This is a genomic window from Streptomyces sp. NPDC088745 (genome assembly GCF_044751045.1).
Taxonomy (GTDB): domain Bacteria; phylum Actinomycetota; class Actinomycetes; order Streptomycetales; family Streptomycetaceae; genus Streptomyces; species Streptomyces cremeus.
On record NZ_JBIVLB010000008.1, the window covers coordinates 46269 to 64978 of the forward strand.

Here is an 18710-nt window from a genome sequence, read left to right on the forward strand (position 1 = left end):
TGCACTCAACGCCTCGTCGGCGGCGTACTTTGAGGACCGACGCCAGCCGCTGAGGGAGCAGTCTTGGCACGGAAAATCGGCAGCCGGTACACCGCCCACCAGATCCTCGGGCGAGGCAGCGCGGGCACGGTGTGGCTCGGCGAGGGACCCGAGGGGCCCGTCGCCATCAAGATGCTGCGCGAAGACCTCGCCTCCGACCAGGAGCTGGTCGGCCGCTTCGTCCAGGAGCGCACCGCCCTGCTCAAGCTGGACCACCCCCATGTGGTCTCGGTGCGCGACCTCGTCGTCGACGGCAACGACCTCGCCCTCGTCATGGACCTCGTACGGGGAACCGACCTGCGCACCCGCCTGGACCGCGAGCGCAGGCTCGCCCCCGAGGCGGCCGTCGCCATCGCCATCGACATCGCGGACGGCCTGGCCGCCGCGCACGCCGCCCAGATCGTGCACCGCGACGTCAAGCCCGAGAACGTGCTCCTGGACATGCAGGGACCGCTCGGCCCCGGCGGCGCGCACCCCGCCCTCCTCACGGACTTCGGCGTCGCCAAGCTCATCGACACCCCGCGCCGCACCAGGGCCACGAAGATCATCGGCACGCCGGACTACCTGGCCCCCGAGATTGTCGAGGGCCTGCCGCCGCGCGCCGCCGTCGACATCTACGCGCTCGCGACCGTCCTGTACGAGCTCCTCGCGGGCTTCACGCCCTTCGGCGGCGGCCACCCGGGCGCCGTGCTGCGCCGCCACGTCACGGAGACGGTGGTTCCCCTCCCGGGCATCCCGGAGGAGCTGTGGCAGCTCATAGTGCAGTGCCTCGCCAAGGCCCCGGCCTCCCGGCTGCGCGCCTCCGAGCTGGCGGCCGGCCTGCGTGAACAGCTCCCCTCGCTGGCCGGGATGCCGCCGCTGGACGTGGACGAGCCGGAGTCGGAGGCCTCCGTCCCGACCGTCTCGATGACGTACGAGGACGAGGCCCCCGCCCCGGAGCCGGTGCGCCGCAAGGGGGCCGTGCCGCTGGTCCCCGGCGGGTCCCTGGACTCCTCCAACCGCGACACCCACACCTCCATGCGCGTGCCCGCGCCGGACGAGCTGGCGGGCGGGCCGCTGGGCACCGCCCGGGTGCCCCGCGCCTCCGGCGACCGGCGCCCCGGCTCCGCGCGGCACCGCTCCGAGGTGCGCCGCCGCCGTCTCGTCATGACCACGGCGGGGGTCGCCCTCCTCGCGGCCCTCGGCGTGGGCGGCTGGCTCGCCGTCACCTCCTCCGACGAGGACCCCGCGCCGCCGCCCACGCACTCCTCCCCGGCCCAGCCCTGAGCCGCGCCCGGACCCTTCGCGGGGACCCGGGGCACGGCTGAGCCGGTACCCGTTAGGCTGGTGCACGTGGCAGTCGTCGATGTATCCGAAGAGCTGAAGTCCCTCTCCTCGACCATGGGGTCGATCGAGGCCGTCCTGGACCTCGAAAAGATGAGGGCCGACATCGCCGTGCTCGAAGAGCAGGCCGCGGCACCGTCCCTCTGGGACGACCCCGATGCCGCCCAGAAGATCACGAGCAAGCTCTCCCACCTCCAGGCCGAGCTCCGCAAGACCGAGGCCCTGCGCGGCCGCATCGACGACGTCGCGGTCATGTTCGAGCTCGCCGCCGACGAGGACGACGCGGACGCCCTCGCCGAGGCCGAGAACGAGCTGGTCTCCGTGCGCAAGGCGCTGGACGAGATGGAGGTCCGCACCCTCCTGTCCGGCGAGTACGACGAGCGCGAGGCGCTGGTCAACATCCGCGCCGAGGCCGGCGGCGTCGACGCGTCCGACTTCGCCGAGCGGCTCCAGCGCATGTACCTCCGCTGGGCCGAGCGGCACAACTACGCCACCGAGGTCTACGAGACCTCCTACGCGGAGGAGGCGGGCATCAAGTCCACCACCTTCGTGGTGAAGGCGCCGTACGCCTACGGCACGCTCTCCGTCGAGCAGGGCACGCACCGCCTGGTGCGCATCTCCCCGTTCGACAACCAGGGCCGCCGCCAGACCTCCTTCGCGGGCGTCGAGGTCCTGCCGGTGGTCGAGAAGACCGACCACATCGACATCGACGAGACCGAACTGCGCGTGGACGTCTACCGCGCGTCCGGCCCCGGCGGCCAGGGCGTCAACACCACCGACTCCGCGGTGCGCCTGACCCACATCCCCACCGGCATCGTCGTCTCCTGCCAGAACGAGCGCTCCCAGATCCAGAACAAGGCGAGCGCCATGAACGTCCTGCAGGCCAAGCTCCTCGAGCGCCGCCGCCAGGAGGAGCAGGCCGCCATGGACGCCCTCAAGGGCGACGGCGGCAACTCCTGGGGCAACCAGATGCGTTCGTACGTCCTGCACCCCTACCAGATGGTCAAGGACCTGCGCACGGAGTTCGAGGTCGGCAACCCGCAGGCGGTCCTCGACGGCGAGATCGACGGCTTCCTGGAGGCCGGCATCCGCTGGCGCAAGCAGCAGGAGAAGTAAGAGACGGCACAACGCCGACGAAGGCGCCGGGCCCGCACGGGTCCGGCGCCTTCGCGCCTTCGCGCGTTGCGCGGCGGGCGCCGTACATGTCACAGCCCGGTGTGCATCTCCCGGGCAAGTGCCCGTATAACCGGGCATCGCGCCCGGAACGTTCTTGACGCCCTTCTCGCGGCTGGGGGAGTGTGGCGGGCAGCATGCGTATGTCTGGGGCGGGTGTGAACGGGGGCCCGTGGACGGGCCCTTGAGGGGCGGTCCGGTGAAGTGGCGTCCCCGCCAAGGCCGTTGCCCCTGCATGGCTGCTCCAACGACTCGATTTCCAAGAGCTCGCCAGCTACTGGGGGTAGCAACCAGATGACCAACAAGATGCGGGTGCGTGTCGCGCGGATCGCCGCAGGCGCGGTGGTCGCCGCCGGAGCCTCGCTGACCGTCGCGGGCGTCGCCCAGGCCGCGGGATCCGGCGGTGCGCCCAAGGAGAAGGTCGGCGTCCAGCTCGACACCGGTGTGGTGCAGGCCGACGCCGGCGTCGACGCGGCCGACCCGGGCGGCAACGCCGCGGGCGACCCGGCCGCCGCCGGGGGGAACGCCGCGGGCGACCCGGCCACGGCCGGAGGCAACGCCGCGGGCGGCGCCGACCCGGGCGGCAACACGACCACGAACGGCGGCCCGACCACGACGGGCGGTCCCACCACCACGGGCGGCCCGACCACGACCGGCGGCCCCACCACCGGTGGTCCCACCACGACGGGCGGTCCCACGACCACCGGCGGCCCGACCACGACCGGCGGTCCCACCACCGGCGACCCGACCACCACGGGCGGCCCCACCACGACGGGCGGCCCCACCACGGGCGACCCGACCACGGCCGGCGGTCCCACCACGGGCGGTCCCACCACCGGCGGACCCACCACGACCGGTGGCAGCACCGCCGGCGGCCCGACCACGACCGGCGGCACCCCCACCACGGGCGGCACCACGGAAGGCAAGCCCACCGGCGGCAACACCACGGGCGAGACCCCCACCACCGGCGGTACCACCGGCGGCGAGGACCCCTCCACACCGCCCACCGACCCGACCACGGGCGGCAGCGGCACCGACGCGGGCACGGGCACCGGCACCAACGCGGGCACGGGCACCGGCACCAACGCCGGCACGGGCACCGGCACCGGTGACAACCTCGATGTCGACTCCGTCGCCAACCGGCCCGTCGAGCAGGCCACCCCGAAGGACGAGCTGGCCGCCACCGGCGCCGGTGACACCACGCTCCTCATGGTCGGCGCCGCGACGATGATCGCCGGCGGCGTCGCCTTCCGCTTCCTGCCCCGCCTGGGCGGACGCACCCCCGCGGCCTAGATCCGTCCCTCGGCCGTACGCGCGCGGAGCACCGCCCGTACGCACGGGGCGACAGCACGAAGGAGAGGGGCCCGGGACGCCGTCAAGCGCCCCGGGCCCCTCTCCCTCGTTCTCCCTCGTGTCTTCCCGTACCGTACGAACCCTTACGCGGCCTGGTGGGCCAGCAGGGCCATCGCCGCCACCAGCACCACCAGCAGCGCCAGCAGCGTCGCGGGATTGAGCTGAGCGAACGGGCCCTCGCGCTGCTCCAGGCGCTGCCTGCTCGCCCGGCAGGTCGCACAGCGGCCCTCGGCCACCGGCCCCGCGCAGTTCGCGCACACCAACCGGTCATAGGTCATGCGCTGTCCTCCTCCGGTCACCGGCCGCACACTCCGCGCCACCTGGATGCACATCCCGAATACTTCGCGTTCTCTCCCCCTAACGCACGGGGAAACGCATCCGTTCCCCTCCACTGTGCCAGCCGCCCGCCCGACGTGCGCGGCCCGGGTGCAAAGGGACGGCCCACGGGCACCCGCAGACACCCACGGGCACCACCGGACACCCCACGGTCACCCGCCGCCGCTCCGCAAACCGGAGCAAACCCCTCATCGCGGGGAAGCAGCCTGCACGGCCGGGGCCGGGTCGCGTATGGTCACGCACACCTACTCCCGGCGACCGTGGTGCACCTGTGATCCGATTCGACAACGTGTCCAAGTCCTACCCGAAGCAGAACCGCCCCGCCCTGCGGGACGTCTCCCTGGAAGTCGAGAAGGGCGAGTTCGTCTTCCTGGTCGGTTCCTCGGGTTCCGGCAAGTCCACCTTCCTGCGGCTGCTGCTGCGCGAGGAGCGCGCCAGCCAGGGGCAGGTGCACGTCCTGGGCAAGGACCTCGCGCGCCTGTCCAACTGGAAGGTGCCGCAGATGCGCCGCCAGCTCGGCACCGTCTTCCAGGACTTCCGCCTCCTGCCCAACAAGACGGTGGCCGAGAACGTCGCCTTCGCGCAAGAGGTCATCGGCAAGCCGCGCGGCGAGATCCGCAAGGCCGTCCCCCAGGTGCTCGACCTGGTCGGCCTCGGCGGCAAGGAGGACCGGATGCCCGGCGAGCTCTCCGGCGGTGAGCAGCAGCGCGTGGCCATCGCGCGGGCCTTCGTCAACCGTCCGATGCTGCTGATCGCGGACGAGCCGACCGGCAACCTCGACCCGCAGACCTCCGTCGGCATCATGAAGCTGCTGGACCGCATCAACCGCACCGGCACCACTGTGGTGATGGCGACCCACGACCAGCAGATCGTCGACCAGATGCGCAAGCGCGTCATCGAACTCGAGAAGGGCCGTCTCGTACGCGACCAGTCTCGCGGCGTCTACGGCTACCAGCACTGAAAGGACGCCGATGCGCGCCCAGTTCGTCCTGTCGGAGATCGGTGTCGGTCTCCGCCGGAACCTCACGATGACCTTCGCCGTCATCGTCTCCGTCGCTCTCTCCCTGGCACTCTTCGGCGGTGCCCTGCTGATGCGCAACCAGGTCAGCGAGATGAAGAGCTTCTGGTACGACAAGGTCAACATCTCCATCTACTTCTGCAACAAGAACGACGCCGAGACCGGCGTGCCGCAGTGCGCCAAGGGCGCCGTCACGGCGGAGCAGAAGCAGCAGGTCAAGGCCGACCTGGAGAAGATGGACGTCGTCGAGAGCGTCTTCTACGAGGACGCCGACCAGGCGTTCAAGCACTACAAGGAGCAGTTCGGCGACACCGCGATGGCGAACGTCATCACGCCGGACCAGATGCAGGAGTCCTACCGGGTCAAGCTCAAGGACCCGCAGAAGTACAAGGTGGTGGCCACCGCCTTCCAGGGCAGGGCGGGCGTGCAGTCCGTGGAGGACCAACGCTCCATCCTGGACCAGCTCTTCGAGCTGATGAACGGCATGAACGTCGCCGCGCTCTTCCTGATGGGGCTGATGCTCGTCATCGCGCTGATGCTGATCGTGAACACCGTGCGGGTCTCCGCGTTCAGCAGGCGGCGCGAGACCGGCATCATGCGGCTCGTCGGCGCGTCCAGTTTCTACATCCAGGCGCCGTTCATCATGGAGGCCGCCGTCGCCGGCCTCATCGGCGGCGTGCTCGCCTGCGTCCTGCTGGTGCTCGGCCGCTACTTCCTGATCGACCACGGCCTCGCGCTCGCCGACAAGATGGAGTTGGTGCAGTTCATCGGCTGGGACGCGGTGATCACCAAGCTGCCGCTGGTGCTGGCGATCAGCCTGTTGATGCCGGCGCTCGCCGCGTTCTTCGCGCTCCGGAAGTACTTGAAGGTGTAACCCGGGCACCTCCCGGCGCCCCCCGAACCACGTGCCCCGTACGGCATCCCGCCGTACGGGGCACGGCGTTTGTCCTAGACTTCTCGCCATGCCAGGCCCGGAATTCGGTATCCGGCCCCGCGGCCTGTGCCGCGGGGCAGCCCTGACCTTGGTCTTCGCGGGGGCGCTGGCCACCGTCTCGATGACCGGCCCATGGGTGTACGACGACGAGCCGCAGCCCGCCTCCGCGGTGCGGCCCGCCACCGCGCACGCGTCCCGCGGCGAAGCCGCCCGGGCGTCCGCGGACGCGGTGGCCCGCGCGGCGGCCGACGCGGTCGCCGACGGCAAGTCGGGCAAGAAGGCCGCCGAGGCGGCGGTCAGCCGCAGCGGCGACCGGTGGGGCGCGGTCTACGGCCCGGCGGAGTACGAGGACTTCGAGCAGTCCCTGGACGGCGAGTACACGGGCGTCGGCCTGGTCGCCAAGCGGTGCGCCGACGGCCGTGTCCAGGTCGAGCGGGTGCGCCCCGGCGGCCCCGCCGCGCGGGCGGGCCTGCGGCGCGGGGACGCGCTGCGCGGCATCGACGGCCGGGCGGTGGACCGCCGTCCGGTCACCGAGGTGGTCGCGCTGCTGCGCGGCGACGGCCTGGGCGCCGCGGCGGGCACCCCCGTACGCATCACGCTCCAGCGGGGCGCGAAGGTGTGGACGCAGGAGGTGCGGCGGGCGAACCTGCCCACCGACGCGGTCACCGTGGAGAACCTGGCCGACGGAGCGGTGCTGATCAAGGTGACGTCCTTCACCCGGGGCTCCGGGCAGCGGGTGCGCGAGGCCGTGCGCGGGGCCCCCGCGGGCAAGGGCGTCCTGCTGGACCTGCGCGGCAACGAGGGCGGGCTGGTCGACGAGGCCGTCACCGTGGCCGCCACCTTCCTGGACGGCGGGCTGGTGGCGACGTACGAGGACCACGGCAGGCAGCGGGCGCTGCACGCCGAGCGCGGCGGTGACCTGGCGCGACCGCTGGTCGTGCTCGTCGACGGCGGCACGATGAGCGCCGCCGAGCTGGTGACGGGCGCGCTGGCGGACCGGGGCCGGGTGCTGACCGTCGGCTCGCGGACCTTCGGCAAGGGTTCGGTGCAGAAGCCGCGCCGGCTCGCCGACGGCTCGGTCGCCGAACTGACCGTCGGCCACTACCGCACTCCCGCCGGGCGCGATCTGGACGGCCGGGGCATCACACCCGACCTGGTGGAGACCGAGCGGGCCCGGGAGCGGGCCGAGGCGGTATTGAGTGGCCTCCAGGGGGGCTCGTAGTGCGAAAATGACCGCACTATGGCAAAGGAAAAGGACCCCAAGCGCAAGATCATCGCGCAGAACAAGAAGGCCCGGCACGACTACACCGTCCTCGACACCTACGAGTGCGGGCTCGTGCTGATGGGCACCGAGGTGAAGTCCCTGCGGCTCGGCAGGGCGTCGCTGGTGGACGGCTTCGTGCAGATCGACGGCGGCGAGGCCTGGCTGCACAACATCCACGTCCCGCTGTACTCGCAGGGCACCTGGACCAACCACGCCGCACGGCGCAAGCGCAAGCTGCTGATGCACCGGGCGGAGATCGACAAGCTGGAGTCGAAGTCGAGCGAGAGCGGCCACACGATCGTTCCGCTCGCCCTGTACTTCAAGGACGGCCGGGTGAAGTGCGAGATCGCGCTCGCCAAGGGCAAGAAGGAGTACGACAAGCGGCAGACGCTGCGCGAGAAGCAGGACACGCGGGAGACGAACCGCGCGATCGCGGCGGTCAAGCGCAAGGAGCGCGGGTACCTGTAGCGGGCGTCCGGCGGGTACGGGCGCCGGTGGCCCGCGCCCGGCGGGAATTGACTGGCCTTGCCGGACGTCGGTCACGTACGATGGCTACTGCACCCCACTTGGTGAGGGGCGCACCTTGAAAAATCAACATGGGGATGATCGGTTTCGACAGCGGATGTCGAAGCAGGGGAAGCGTGTCGAGGAAGCGGCAATGATCTCGTAAACCATATGTCGCAACCAATAATCGCCAACACCAAGCGCGATTCCTTCGCCCTCGCTGCCTAAGTAGCGACTTGCGAAGTGTCAGCCCGGGGGTGATCCCGACCCGGATCCTGGCATCATCAAGGGATCTAAACTCACCGTCCCGGTCACGGGGACGGTGAGGAAACCAAACAGTGACTGAGCCCGTCGGAGACTTGTCTGCGTGATCTCCGGGGCCGAGAAAATCGCAGCAGACTGCACACGGAGAAGCCCTGATTCTGCACCGTTGGACGCGGGTTCGATTCCCGCCATCTCCACAGTTCCCATGTGAGGCGAAGGCCCGGCTGCTTGAGGCAGCCGGGCCTTCGTCGTGTCCGGACCGGTCCGCCCGGCGGGCGCGGAGCGGTGCGCGGGGTCGCGTGAGGCTCGCCATAGGGGGCGGCGCGAGGTCCTCGGGGGACGCCCTGTCGTATGCGTCACGTGATGTCTTATCTGCGCTAGAGATTGGGGGTAAATGGGTCTAATCGGACTCGGAACGATCCATTCCGGCTCGGGATATGTCATTGATGTGTGACAAGAGTGCACTCGCGAGAAGTGCTGTCACCCGCGTGCGCTACATTCGACGTCCGGGTGCAGTGTGATAGGGACGCTTGGACGGGTGGGGGCCCGGGCCGATGACGGATCCTGCTGGTCGCGCGCGCCCACCGATGAGCCAGTCAGTGGGGGATGTGCGAAGAGCCGTGAAGAACACTCCTGAGGGTGCCCAGACCGGGCAGACCCGCCAGATACGCCAGATACGCAACGCCGACGACCGGACGATGCAGCTCGACTCCGTCGGGCCGCACCTCGGCCAGCGTCGGCACGACCCTCCGCCGCTGCCCGAGCTGTCCACGGAGAGCCCCGACGGTCCCGTCTTCGTCGACGAGAGCGGCCGGCGCGGCAAGAAGCTCCGCAGGATCGGCTGGGTGCTCGGCGCGATATGCGCCTGTTACGCCGCGATGCTCATCGTCTCCCTCATCGGCGGCAACTCCCTCGCCCCGGGGCTGCCGATACCGGACTTCGCCTCCGACAAGACCGCGGAGAAGGTCAAGTCCGAGCCCGACCCCACCCCGTCCGTGCCCAAACCGGACGGCGTCCCGCCGGTCAGCGGCAACGAGGTCCCCGACGGCACCCAGCAGACCACCGGTGCCACCACCGGCAAGGTCCCCGCCGGCGGCACCAAGAAGGACGAGCCCAAGGACCCGAAGGACCCCACGAAGAAGCCCCCGGCCAAGGACCAGCCCGAGAAGCCGGGCGGCAACCAGCCCGGCGGCACTCCGGGCGGCACTCCCGGCGGCACTCCGGGCGGCAACCAGCCCGGTGGCACCCCGGGCGGCACTCCCGGCGGCACGCCGGGCGGCGACCCCGGCGGCACCCCGGGCGGCACTCCCGGCGGAACCCCCGGCGGCACTCCGGGCGGCACTCCCGGTGGAACCCCCGGCGGCACTCCGGGCGGCACTCCCGGTGGAACCCCCGGCGGCGACCCCGGCGGCACCCCGGGCGGCGCCGACGCCGGAGGCAACACCACCGACCCCAACGTTCCTGACCCGGTCGATCCGGCGAAGTAGAAGGCACGGCACGTAGATGTCCAACCCTCGCAGGCGTTCCTCCCAGGGCGCCCGCCGCTCCGCCGCGCGCGCACGCACGCCGCGCAACCGGCGGCGCTGGTTCCCCATGCGGTATCTGTTGCCGTCGCTGGTCCTCGTCGCCCTGATGGCGATGCTGCTGCTGCGCGGCTACGTACACAACGAGATCGACTCGGACCAGACCGGCGCCCGCCCGCCGGTCGACCAGGGCACGGTGCCGGAGGTCATCCGCAAGGGCGGCCCGGTGCTCGACACCCGGGACCCGAAGAAGCCCGAGGCGCGGCACGTCAAGGACAAGCACGTCGTCATCACCTTCGACGACGGCCCGGACCCGAAGTGGACGCCGAAGGTACTGGACAAGCTGAAGGAGTACGGCGCCCACGGCGTCTTCTTCGTCGTCGGCTCCAACGCCACCCGCTACCCCGAACTCGTCAAGCGCATCGTGGACGAGGGCCACGAGCTGGGTCTGCACACCTGGAACCACCCCGACCTCTCGTACAAGACGCGCGACGGCATCGACTCGCAGTTCTCGCGCAACCAGCTCGCGATAGCCGGCGCGGCCGGGGTGCACACCTCGCTGTTCCGGCCGCCGTACTCCTCCTTCGCCTACGCCTTCGACGACGCGAGCTGGCCGGTCGCCAAGTACGTCGGTGAGCTCGGCTACCTCACCGTCGTCAACGACACCGACTCCGAGGACTGGAAGCGGCCCGGCGTCGCGGAGATCATCAAGCGCGCCACGCCCAAGACCACCAAGGGCACCGTCGTGCTGATGCACGACTCCGGCGGCGACCGCACGCAGACCATCGACGCGCTGGACCAGTTCCTGCCGGACATGCAGAAGCGCGGCTTCAAGTTCACCAACCTCACCGAGGCGATGGGATACCCCTCCGCCCACTCCCCGGTGACCGGCGTCGAGCTGTGGAAGTCCAAGGCGTTCCTCGCCGCGATCACCGTCTCCGACGGCATCACCGACGTCCTGACCTACGGCCTGGCGCTCGTCGGCTCGCTCGTCATCGCGCGCTTCGGCCTGATGCTGATCCTCTCCTTCGTGCACGCCCGCAAGGTGCGCAAGCGAGGGTTCCGCTGGGGGCCCGAGATCACCAGACCGGTCACCGTGCTGGTTCCCGCGTACAACGAACGCGAGTGCATCGCGAACACCGTGCGCTCCCTGATGTCCAGCGACCATCCGATCGAGGTCATCGTCATCGACGACGGCTCCACGGACGGCACCGCCGACATCGTCGAGCAGATGCGCATCCCCAACGTCCGGGTGGTCCGCCAGCTGAACGCGGGCAAGCCCGCCGCGCTCAACAACGGCATCCGGCACGCGCGGTACGACATCATCGTGATGATGGACGGCGACACGGTCTTCGAGCCGTCCACCGTCCGCGAGCTGGTCCAGCCCTTCGGCGACCCGCGCGTCGGCGCGGTCGCGGGCAACGCCAAGGTCGGCAACCGCGACTCCCTCATCGGCGCCTGGCAGCACATCGAGTACGTGATGGGCTTCAACCTGGACCGCCGCCTGTACGACATGCTCGGCATCATGCCGACCATCCCGGGCGCGATCGGCGCGTTCCGCGCGGAGGCCCTGCACCGGGTCGGCGGCATGAGCGAGGACACCCTCGCCGAGGACACCGACATCACGATGGCCTTCCACCGCGAGGGCTGGAAGGTCGTGTACGCGGAGAACGCGCGCGCCTGGACCGAGGCTCCGGAGTCCGTGCAGCAGCTGTGGTCGCAGCGCTACCGCTGGTCGTACGGCACCATGCAGGCGATCTGGAAGCACCGCCGCGCGATCATCGAGAAGGGCCCCTCGGGCCGCTTCGGGCGCGTCGGCCTGCCGATCGTCTCGCTCTTCATGATCGTGTTCCCGCTGCTCGCGCCGCTGATCGACATCTTCCTGATCTACGGCCTGGTCTTCGGCCCGACCGGCAAGACCGTCATCGCGTGGTTCGGCGTGCTGATGCTCCAGGTGGTCTGCGCGGCCTACGCGTTCAGGCTGGACAAGGAGAAGATGACGCACCTGCTGTCCTTCCCGCTCCAGCAGATCCTGTACCGCCAGATCATGTACGTCGTCCTGCTCCAGTCCTGGATCACCGCGCTCACCGGCGGCCGGCTGCGCTGGCAGAAGCTGCGCCGCACCGGTGTGGTCGAGGCGCCGGGGGCCCTGCCGGGCCAGCGGCGCGAAGAGGAGAGGTGGCCGGTCGGATGAGCCACGGTTATCCGGGCCCGAACGGCAGCAACTACCCCGAGGAGCAGGGGTACGGCCCCGAGTACGACGCGGACGGCTTCCCGCTGTCGCAGCAGTCCGGCGGCCCCGCCCCCCAGCAGGGCGGCGGCTGGCCGACGGTCCGCAACAACCCGGGGCCCGCACTGCCCTCGTCCTCCTACGGCCAGGGCCAGACCTCGGGCTACCCGCAGGCCTACCCGCAGACCGGCGGCTACCAGCAGCAGCCCCAGCAGGGCGGCTGGCCGCAGCAGGGCGGTTACGCCCGGCAGGGCAACGCCGGGTACGCGGAACCCGGTCTCGCCGGGCCCGGCTCCGGGGACGCCACCACGGCGTACCCCTCGGCCGGTGACGGCTACGGCGTTCCCGGCGTCCCGGGCGTGTCCGGCGGGCGCCAGGAGGAGACTCCCGCGTTCGCCAGGTCCGCCGTGGGCGCGCCGACCCGCCAGCAGCCCGCCTGGGGCCGCGACGGGACGGCCGAGGACACGTACGGACCGGAGACGTCCGCCTGGCCGGAGACGGCGGGGGAGGACGGCCTGGACCTGAAGAAGTCCCCCGAAGGCCCCGAAGGGCCGCAGGGCCCGGAGGAGGCCCCGGAACCGGCGGCGCCCAAGAAGGGCGGCCGCGACCGCTACCTGGACCTGCTGCGCTCCGTCGCGCTGGTCCGCGTCGTGCTCTTCCACGTCTACAACCAGGCGTGGATGACGATCGTCTTCCCGTCCATGGGCGTGATGTTCGCGCTGGCCGGCTCGCTGATGGCGCGTTCGCTGGGCGCCAGGTCCGCGGGCCAGGTCATCAAGAGCCGCATCCGGCGACTGATGGTGCCGGTGTGGGTGTTCGCGATCGTCACCCTCGCGCTGATCTTCAACGGCGGGTGGAAGCCCACCGCCGGCGAGGACGGCGAGTCCATCATCTGGTGGTGGGTCAGGCTCGCCTGGTGGTTCGTGCCGGTGGGCGCGGCGAGCGGTCCCGCGGAGGTCGGCTCGCCGGGCGGTCTGCTGGACGTCAGCTGGGCGGCGCAGACCTCGGGTCCGCTCTGGTACATCCGGGCGTACCTGTGGTTCGTGGTCCTGTCGCCGCTGATGCTCAAGGCGTTCAAGAAGCTGCCCTGGGTGTCGATCCTGGCGCCGCTGGTGCTCTCGGTCGTCATCGGCATGGAGTGGTTCGCCATCCCCGGTGAGACCGGCAACGCCATCAAGGACTTCACGACGTTCGCCTCCTGCTGGATGCTGGGCTTCGCCCACCACGAGGGCACGCTCAAGAAGCTCAAGGCGTACATGATCCCGTCGTTCGCGGCGGTGCTGATGGGGCTCGGCCTGTGGTGGGCGGGGACGCATCCGGGCGAAGTCCCCTGGAACTTCGACGAGATCGCTCCCGCCAACGCCCTGTGGTCGCTGGGCTTCTGCGCGGTCCTGCTGCACTACTCGCCCTCGTGGCAGGAGCTGCCGGGCAAGCTCAAGGGCTTCGACACCCCGATCACCCTCGCCAACAACCGGGCCGTGACGATCTACCTCTGGCACGAGATGGCGATCATGCTGGCGATCCCGATCATCGACCAGATGTGGTCGCTGGGGTCGCTGCCGGTGGTGGGGGAGCTGATCAACTCCAACCTCGGCAAGCTGTACCAGGTGCTGATGTTCATCCTGGCGTGGCCGTTGATCGCGGCGGCGATCGCCGGGTTCGGCTGGGCGGAGGACGTCGCCGCCAAGCGGAAGCCGAGGCTGTGGCCGAACGGGGCCAAGAAGAAACCCCGGGCCTGATCCCCCCCCGCTGTGCGCGCAGTGCGCCCGCCCGTCCCCGTCGCCGGGGGCGGGCGGGCGCTGCTGCGTGCGGGGGCGGGGCGGTCGTTCCGTGCGGGTGCGCGGTGGCCGGTCGCGCGGTTCCCCGCGCCCCCGGGACGCCTCCCCCCGCCCGGTACGGGCGTCGCGGCCCGTGCGGCGGCCGAAGGGCGGTACCGGGGCTTCCGGTCGGGCGCGGGGGCGGGCACTCTGGAGGGATCGGGAAGCACCGGCCACCCCCGGGAGGGCATCGGCATGGGCGCGAACGGCACCGGCACAGGGTCCACCGGAACACGCCCCTCCTGGTGGTTCGACTCCGGACGGGTCTGCCTCGACCTCCTCGCCACCCGCGCCCGGGGCCGGGAACTGCTTCCCGGCGCGGAGGAGTTGGCCCGGTGGGCCGCGGGGGCCGGGCTGGTGCCCGCCGGGACCGCCCTGCCCGCCGACCCCGCCTGGGTGCCCCGCTTCCACCGCCTCCGCGCCCACGTCGCCGCCGTGCTCGACGGCGACCGCGGCCCCGCCCTCGACGCGGTCAACGCCCTCGCCGCCCTGCCCCCGCCCGCCCCCCGCGCCGTCCGCGCCCCCGACGGCACCCTCGCCTGCGTCCTGGCCGCCGAGCCCCGCTGCGAACAGCTCCTCGCGGTGCTGGCCCGGGACGCCGTCGTGCTGCTCACCGACCCCGCCGCCCGGGCCCGCCTGCGCCGCTGCGAGGGCGACACCTGCGACCGCGTGTACCTGGACACCTCCCGGGGCCGGCGGCGCCGCTGGTGCTCCAGCGAGACCTGCGGCAACCGCGAGCGCGTCGCCCGCCACCGCCGCCGGGCCGCGGTCCCGGCGGCGCCGGCCTGAGCGGTCGTACGAGAAGAATCTCGCGCCCCCGTTGAGTCGCGCGCACCCGCCCGTCCGTATGGACCGTCGAGGAAGGCGTGACAGGGCTCGACCGGGAGGTGGCAGGTGCGCGAGGATGCGGCCGTGGCCGATGACCGTCCGCGGCGCCGGGCGCGGCACCGCGGCACCGGACGGAGCGTCAGCACCCCTTCCCCGGAGGAGGAGTTGATGCGCTCGCTGTACCGCGAGCACGCCGGTCCGCTGCTCGGGTTCGTGCTGCGGCTGGTCGCCGGCGACCGCCAGCGCGCGGAGGACGTCGTGCAGGAGACGCTCATCCGCGCCTGGAAGAACGCCGGCTCGCTCAACCGGGCGACCGGCTCCGTCCGCCCCTGGCTGGTGACGGTCGCCCGTCGCATCGTCATCGACAACCACCGCAGCCGGCAGGCCCGGCCGCAGGAGGTCGATCCGTCGCCGCTGGAGGTCCTGCCCGCGGAGGACGAGATCGACAAGGCGCTGTGGTTGATGACGATCGGCGACGCCCTCGACGACCTGACGCCCGCCCACCGGGAGGCGCTCGTCGAGACCTACTTCAAGGGACGTACGGTCGGCGAGGCGGCCGAGATCCTCGGCGTGCCCAGCGGGACCGTGCGCTCCCGGGTCTTCTACGCGCTCCGCTCGATGAAGCTGGCCCTTGAGGAACGAGGTGTGACGGCATGAGCGCACAGGACGGCGGCGCACGCGGCGGCGACTCGGTCCACGACGCCGTCGGCGCGTACTCCCTCGGCGTTCTGGACGGGCCCGAGGCCACCGCCTTCGAAGCTCACCTCGCGGTCTGCGGCCACTGCGCCGCCCAGCTGGCGGACCTCGCGGGCATCGAGCCGGTGCTCGCCGCGCTCGCCGGACCCCCGGGCCCGCCACGGGAGCCGGCGCCGCCGGGCCCCGCCCTCCTGGCGAACCTCCTCGACGAGGTCGCCGGGCGGCGGGAGCGGCAGGCCCGCCGCAGGCGCCGCGGACTGCACCTGGCCGCGGCCGCCGCCGCGGTGGTGATCGGCGGCGCCGGCGTCGCGGTGCTCGCCGCGGACGGCGGCCCGCCCGCCGTGACGGCCCTGCCCGGCCCGCACCCCACCAGCCCCGCCGAGGACGCCTTCCACCACCGCATGACGGACAAGAAGCAGGCCACCGACCCCGTCACCCGGGTCACCGCCGTCGTCGGCACCGAGCGGAAGGGCTGGGGCACCCACGCCGTGCTGGAGCTCAAGAACGTCAAGGGGCCCCTGAAGTGCAGCCTGATCGCCGTCTCCACCAAGGGCGAGGAGCAGGTCGTGAGCAGTTGGTCCGTCCCGAAGTGGGGGTACGGCGTCCCCGACAGCCCGCACGAGGCCGCCCGCAGCCCGCTCTACGTGCACGGCGGCGCGGCCATGGACCCGGACGAGATCGACCGCTTCGAGGTGCGGACATTCGACGGCAGACCGCTGGTCAAAGTCGAGGCCTGACACAGCGGCCCCCTTCGCGTACGGTGGACGGCTGCCCAGTGCACGTCAGAAGGGGGCCTCGGTGGCCGCGCAGGATGCCGCTGTCGATTCGGTCCGCGACCGTGAAATCGGCGTGGAACAGGATCATCTGGATCAGGTGTACCGCCGTCTTGAGGAGAAGATCCACGAGGCCGAGTTCCTGATGAACGACGCCGCCCAGCGGGGTCAGGTCGGCACGCCCGGCGCGCTCGCCGAGCGCGACGCGCAGGTCTTCCGGGCGGGGGTGCACCTCAACCGGCTCAACAACGAGTTCGAGGACTTCCTCTTCGGCCGGATCGACCTGCTGCACGGCAAGGACGGCAAGAAGGGCCCCGACGGCGCGTTCACGTCCGTGGAGCCCGCCGACGACGCCGTACGCGAGGACCTGACCGCCGACATCGGCGAGACCCTGCACATCGGCCGCATCGGCGTGCTGGACTCCGACTACGCGCCGCTGGTGATCGACTGGCGCGCGCCCGCCGCCGCGCCGTTCTACCGCTCCACGCCCAAGGACCCGGGCCGGGTGGTGCGCCGCCGCGTCATCCGCTCCAAGGGGCGTCAGGTCCTCGGCGTCGAGGACGACCTGATGCGGCCCGAGCTGACCGCGCACCTGGACGGCGACAGGCTCGCCGTGATCGGCGACGGCGCGCTGATGGCCGCCCTCGGGCAGGCCCGCAGCCACACCATGCGCGACATCGTCTCCTCCATCCAGGCCGAGCAGGACCTCGTCATCCGGGCCCCCGCAGCCTCGGTCACCGAGGTCGCGGGCGGCCCGGGCACCGGCAAGACCGCCGTCGCCCTGCACCGCGCCGCCTACCTCCTCTACCAGGACCGCAGGCGCTACGCGGGCGGCATCCTGATCGTCTCGCCGACCCCGCTGCTCGTCTCGTACACCGAGGGCGTGCTGCCCTCGCTCGGCGAGGAGGGCCAGGTCGCGATCCGGGCGCTGGGCTCGCTCGTGGACGGGGCCGAGGCCACCACGTACGACGAACCGGGCGTCGCCCGCGTCAAGGGCTCCTCCCGGATGCTGAAGGTGCTGCGCAACGCCGCGCGCGGGGCGCTGGAGTCGCCCGGCGCGCCCCGGGCCGAGGAAGCGGGCCAGCTCTCCTTCGGCGACCCGGAGGAAGAGCTCCCGCAGGCGGTACGGACCGACCTGCTGCGCGTCGTGGCCTTCGGCGCGCGCCTGGAGCTGGAGGCGGGCGACCTCCAGCGCGTCCGCAACACCGTCCTGTCCGGCACCGCCCCGGTCAACCTGCTGCGCCCGCGCGCCCGCAAGCTCCTGCTGGACGCGCTGTGGGCCAAGTCCAACGGCCGCGCCCGCTACACCGACCCGGAGCTGGCCGCCGAGCTGCGCTCCACCTTCGACGACGACGTGTCCGACGAGGACTCCTTCCTGGCCTTCCTGGACGCCTGGTGGCCGGAGCTCACCCCGCGCGGGGTGCTCGCCGAGATGGCCGACGAGAAGCGCCTCGCCCGCTGGGCCCGCCGCGTCCTCAACCCGCGCGAGGTCCGCCAGCTCGCCCGCTCCCTGCGGCGCGAGGAGCTCTCCGTCCACGACGTGGCCCTCCTGGACGAGCTCCAGCTCCTGCTGGGCACGCCCGCGCGCCCGAGGAAGAAGCGCGAGTACGACCCGCTGGACGCGCTCACCGGCCTCGAGGAGCTGATGCCGCAGCGCGAGGAGACCCAATGGGAGCGCGCCGAGCGGCTGGCCGCCGAGCGCACCGAGTACGCGCACGTCATCGTCGACGAGGCGCAGGACCTCACCCCCATGCAGTGGCGCATGGTCGGCCGGCGCGGGCGCACCGCGACCTGGACGATCGTGGGGGACGCCGCCCAGTCCTCCTGGACCGACCCCGCCGAGGCCGCCGCCGCCCGCGACGAGGCGCTGGGCTCGCGCCCGCGCCGGAAGTTCGAGCTGACGGTCAACTACCGCAACCCGGCCGAGATCGCCGAGCTCGCGGCGAAGGTCCTGGCGCTGGCCGCGCCCGGCATGCGCTCGCCGCGCGCGGTGCGCTCGACGGGCGTGGTGCCGCGCTTCGTGGCCGTACGGGACGATCTCGAGTCGTCGGTGCGGGAGGAGGCCGGGCGGCTGCTGGAGCAGGTGGAGGGCACCGTCGGCGTCGTCGTCGCGATGAACCGGCGCGCCCAGGCCCGGCGCTGGCTCGCCGGTCTGGGGGAGCGGGTGGTCGCCCTGGGCAGCCTGGAGGCCAAGGGGCTGGAGTACGACGCGACGGTCGTGGTGTCGCCCGCGGAGATCGCCGAGGAGTCCCCGGCGGGGCTGCGGGTGCTGTACGTGGCGCTGACGCGCGCGACGCAGCAGCTCACGGTGGTCTCGGGGAAGCGGGACGCCCCCGACGGGAACGGGGTTCCGGCGCTGCTGCGGGACTGAATCACGGTCAACCGCTCCGTCGGGAATCACTTCCCGGGAGGGTTTGTTAGTCTCGAATGTGACACCGGCTCGATCCAAGCCCCCGGGCCCAACCTTAGTCGCTTCGAGCGACCACTTGCCGCGAGGCGAGCATGGCGGGCCGGTGTCGCCCTCGTGATGAAGAAGAGGTGCGGGGGGCGGCCGCCCGCGCGCCCCGCCACCTGTGTTTTTGTTGGTTTGGGGGGCCCGCCCGGGTGCCCGCCCGGGGGGCCGGTGGGGGTTAAG

General features: G+C 72.0%; 15 protein-coding genes and 1 other RNA gene. 15 read left to right on the forward strand and 1 reads right to left on the reverse strand.

Annotated features, from left to right (window positions below):
* The first annotated feature begins 63 nt into the window (after positions 1-63).
* From ACIP93_RS21705 to ACIP93_RS21715, 3 genes are all read left to right on the forward strand, one after another.
* A complete protein-coding gene (locus ACIP93_RS21705; RefSeq protein ID WP_401761084.1) occupies positions 64-1305 on the forward strand; it encodes a serine/threonine-protein kinase in 1242 nt (413 codons plus the stop codon).
* Between the two features lie 66 nt (positions 1306-1371).
* Positions 1372-2478: a peptide chain release factor 2 gene (gene prfB, locus ACIP93_RS21710; RefSeq protein ID WP_345222441.1), complete on the forward strand. Its 1107-nt coding sequence runs from the start codon at positions 1372-1374 to the stop codon at positions 2476-2478.
* Between the two features lie 351 nt (positions 2479-2829).
* Entirely contained in the window at positions 2830-3828 is a 999-nt protein-coding gene (locus ACIP93_RS21715) for a hypothetical protein (protein ID WP_401761086.1), read from the forward strand.
* Between the two features lie 143 nt (positions 3829-3971).
* Here ACIP93_RS21715 and ACIP93_RS21720 read toward each other — a convergent pair whose 3' ends face one another.
* The gene (locus ACIP93_RS21720) at positions 3972-4166 is read right to left on the reverse strand and encodes a hypothetical protein (RefSeq protein WP_345222445.1); all 195 of its coding nucleotides are present in this window, start codon (positions 4164-4166) and stop codon (positions 3972-3974) included.
* 329 nt (positions 4167-4495) lie between these two features.
* Between ACIP93_RS21720 and ftsE the strand changes: the two genes are divergently transcribed.
* The 12 genes from ftsE (at position 4496) to ACIP93_RS21780 (ending at position 18446) form a co-directional block, all read left to right on the forward strand.
* A complete protein-coding gene (gene ftsE / locus ACIP93_RS21725; protein WP_189823941.1) occupies positions 4496-5185 on the forward strand; it encodes a cell division ATP-binding protein FtsE in 690 nt (229 codons plus the stop codon).
* Positions 5186-5195: 10 nt separating this feature from the next.
* Positions 5196-6116 (forward strand): permease-like cell division protein FtsX, encoded by a 921-nt coding sequence (ftsX, locus tag ACIP93_RS21730; RefSeq protein WP_345222449.1) that lies wholly within the window; start codon positions 5196-5198, stop codon positions 6114-6116.
* An 88-nt stretch (positions 6117-6204) separates the two neighbouring features.
* Positions 6205-7398: a S41 family peptidase gene (locus ACIP93_RS21735; protein WP_401761087.1), complete on the forward strand. Its 1194-nt coding sequence runs from the start codon at positions 6205-6207 to the stop codon at positions 7396-7398.
* An 18-nt stretch (positions 7399-7416) separates the two neighbouring features.
* Positions 7417-7908, forward strand: a complete 492-nt coding sequence (smpB, locus tag ACIP93_RS21740) for an SsrA-binding protein SmpB (protein WP_401761089.1) — start codon at positions 7417-7419, stop codon at positions 7906-7908.
* Between the two features lie 130 nt (positions 7909-8038).
* Positions 8039-8408: a transfer-messenger RNA gene (ssrA, locus tag ACIP93_RS21745) on the forward strand.
* A gap of 420 nt (positions 8409-8828) precedes the next feature.
* Complete coding sequence (locus tag ACIP93_RS21750; protein ID WP_345222454.1) at positions 8829-9695, forward strand: DUF2975 domain-containing protein; 867 nt, start codon at positions 8829-8831, stop codon at positions 9693-9695.
* A 106-nt stretch (positions 9696-9801) separates the two neighbouring features.
* Positions 9802-11925, forward strand: coding sequence for a glycosyltransferase (locus ACIP93_RS21755; RefSeq protein ID WP_345226431.1), 2124 nt, complete (start codon positions 9802-9804; stop codon positions 11923-11925).
* Entirely contained in the window at positions 11922-13700 is a 1779-nt protein-coding gene (locus ACIP93_RS21760) for an acyltransferase family protein (RefSeq protein ID WP_401761092.1), read from the forward strand. Before ACIP93_RS21755 ends, ACIP93_RS21760 begins: the two co-directional genes overlap by 4 nt.
* Before the next feature lie 273 nt (positions 13701-13973).
* Positions 13974-14567 carry a CGNR zinc finger domain-containing protein gene (locus ACIP93_RS21765; protein WP_401761094.1) on the forward strand — a complete coding sequence of 198 codons (594 nt, stop codon included), beginning with the start codon at positions 13974-13976 and terminating at the stop codon, positions 14565-14567.
* Positions 14568-14672: 105 nt separating this feature from the next.
* Positions 14673-15263 (forward strand): sigma-70 family RNA polymerase sigma factor, encoded by a 591-nt coding sequence (locus ACIP93_RS21770; RefSeq protein WP_345222460.1) that lies wholly within the window; start codon positions 14673-14675, stop codon positions 15261-15263.
* A complete protein-coding gene (locus ACIP93_RS21775) occupies positions 15260-16039 on the forward strand; it encodes a zf-HC2 domain-containing protein (protein WP_401761095.1) in 780 nt (259 codons plus the stop codon). Before ACIP93_RS21770 ends, ACIP93_RS21775 begins: the two co-directional genes overlap by 4 nt.
* 61 nt (positions 16040-16100) lie before the next feature.
* The gene (locus ACIP93_RS21780; protein WP_401761097.1) at positions 16101-18446 is read left to right on the forward strand and encodes a HelD family protein; all 2346 of its coding nucleotides are present in this window, start codon (positions 16101-16103) and stop codon (positions 18444-18446) included.
* Positions 18447-18710: the final 264 nt, after the last annotated feature.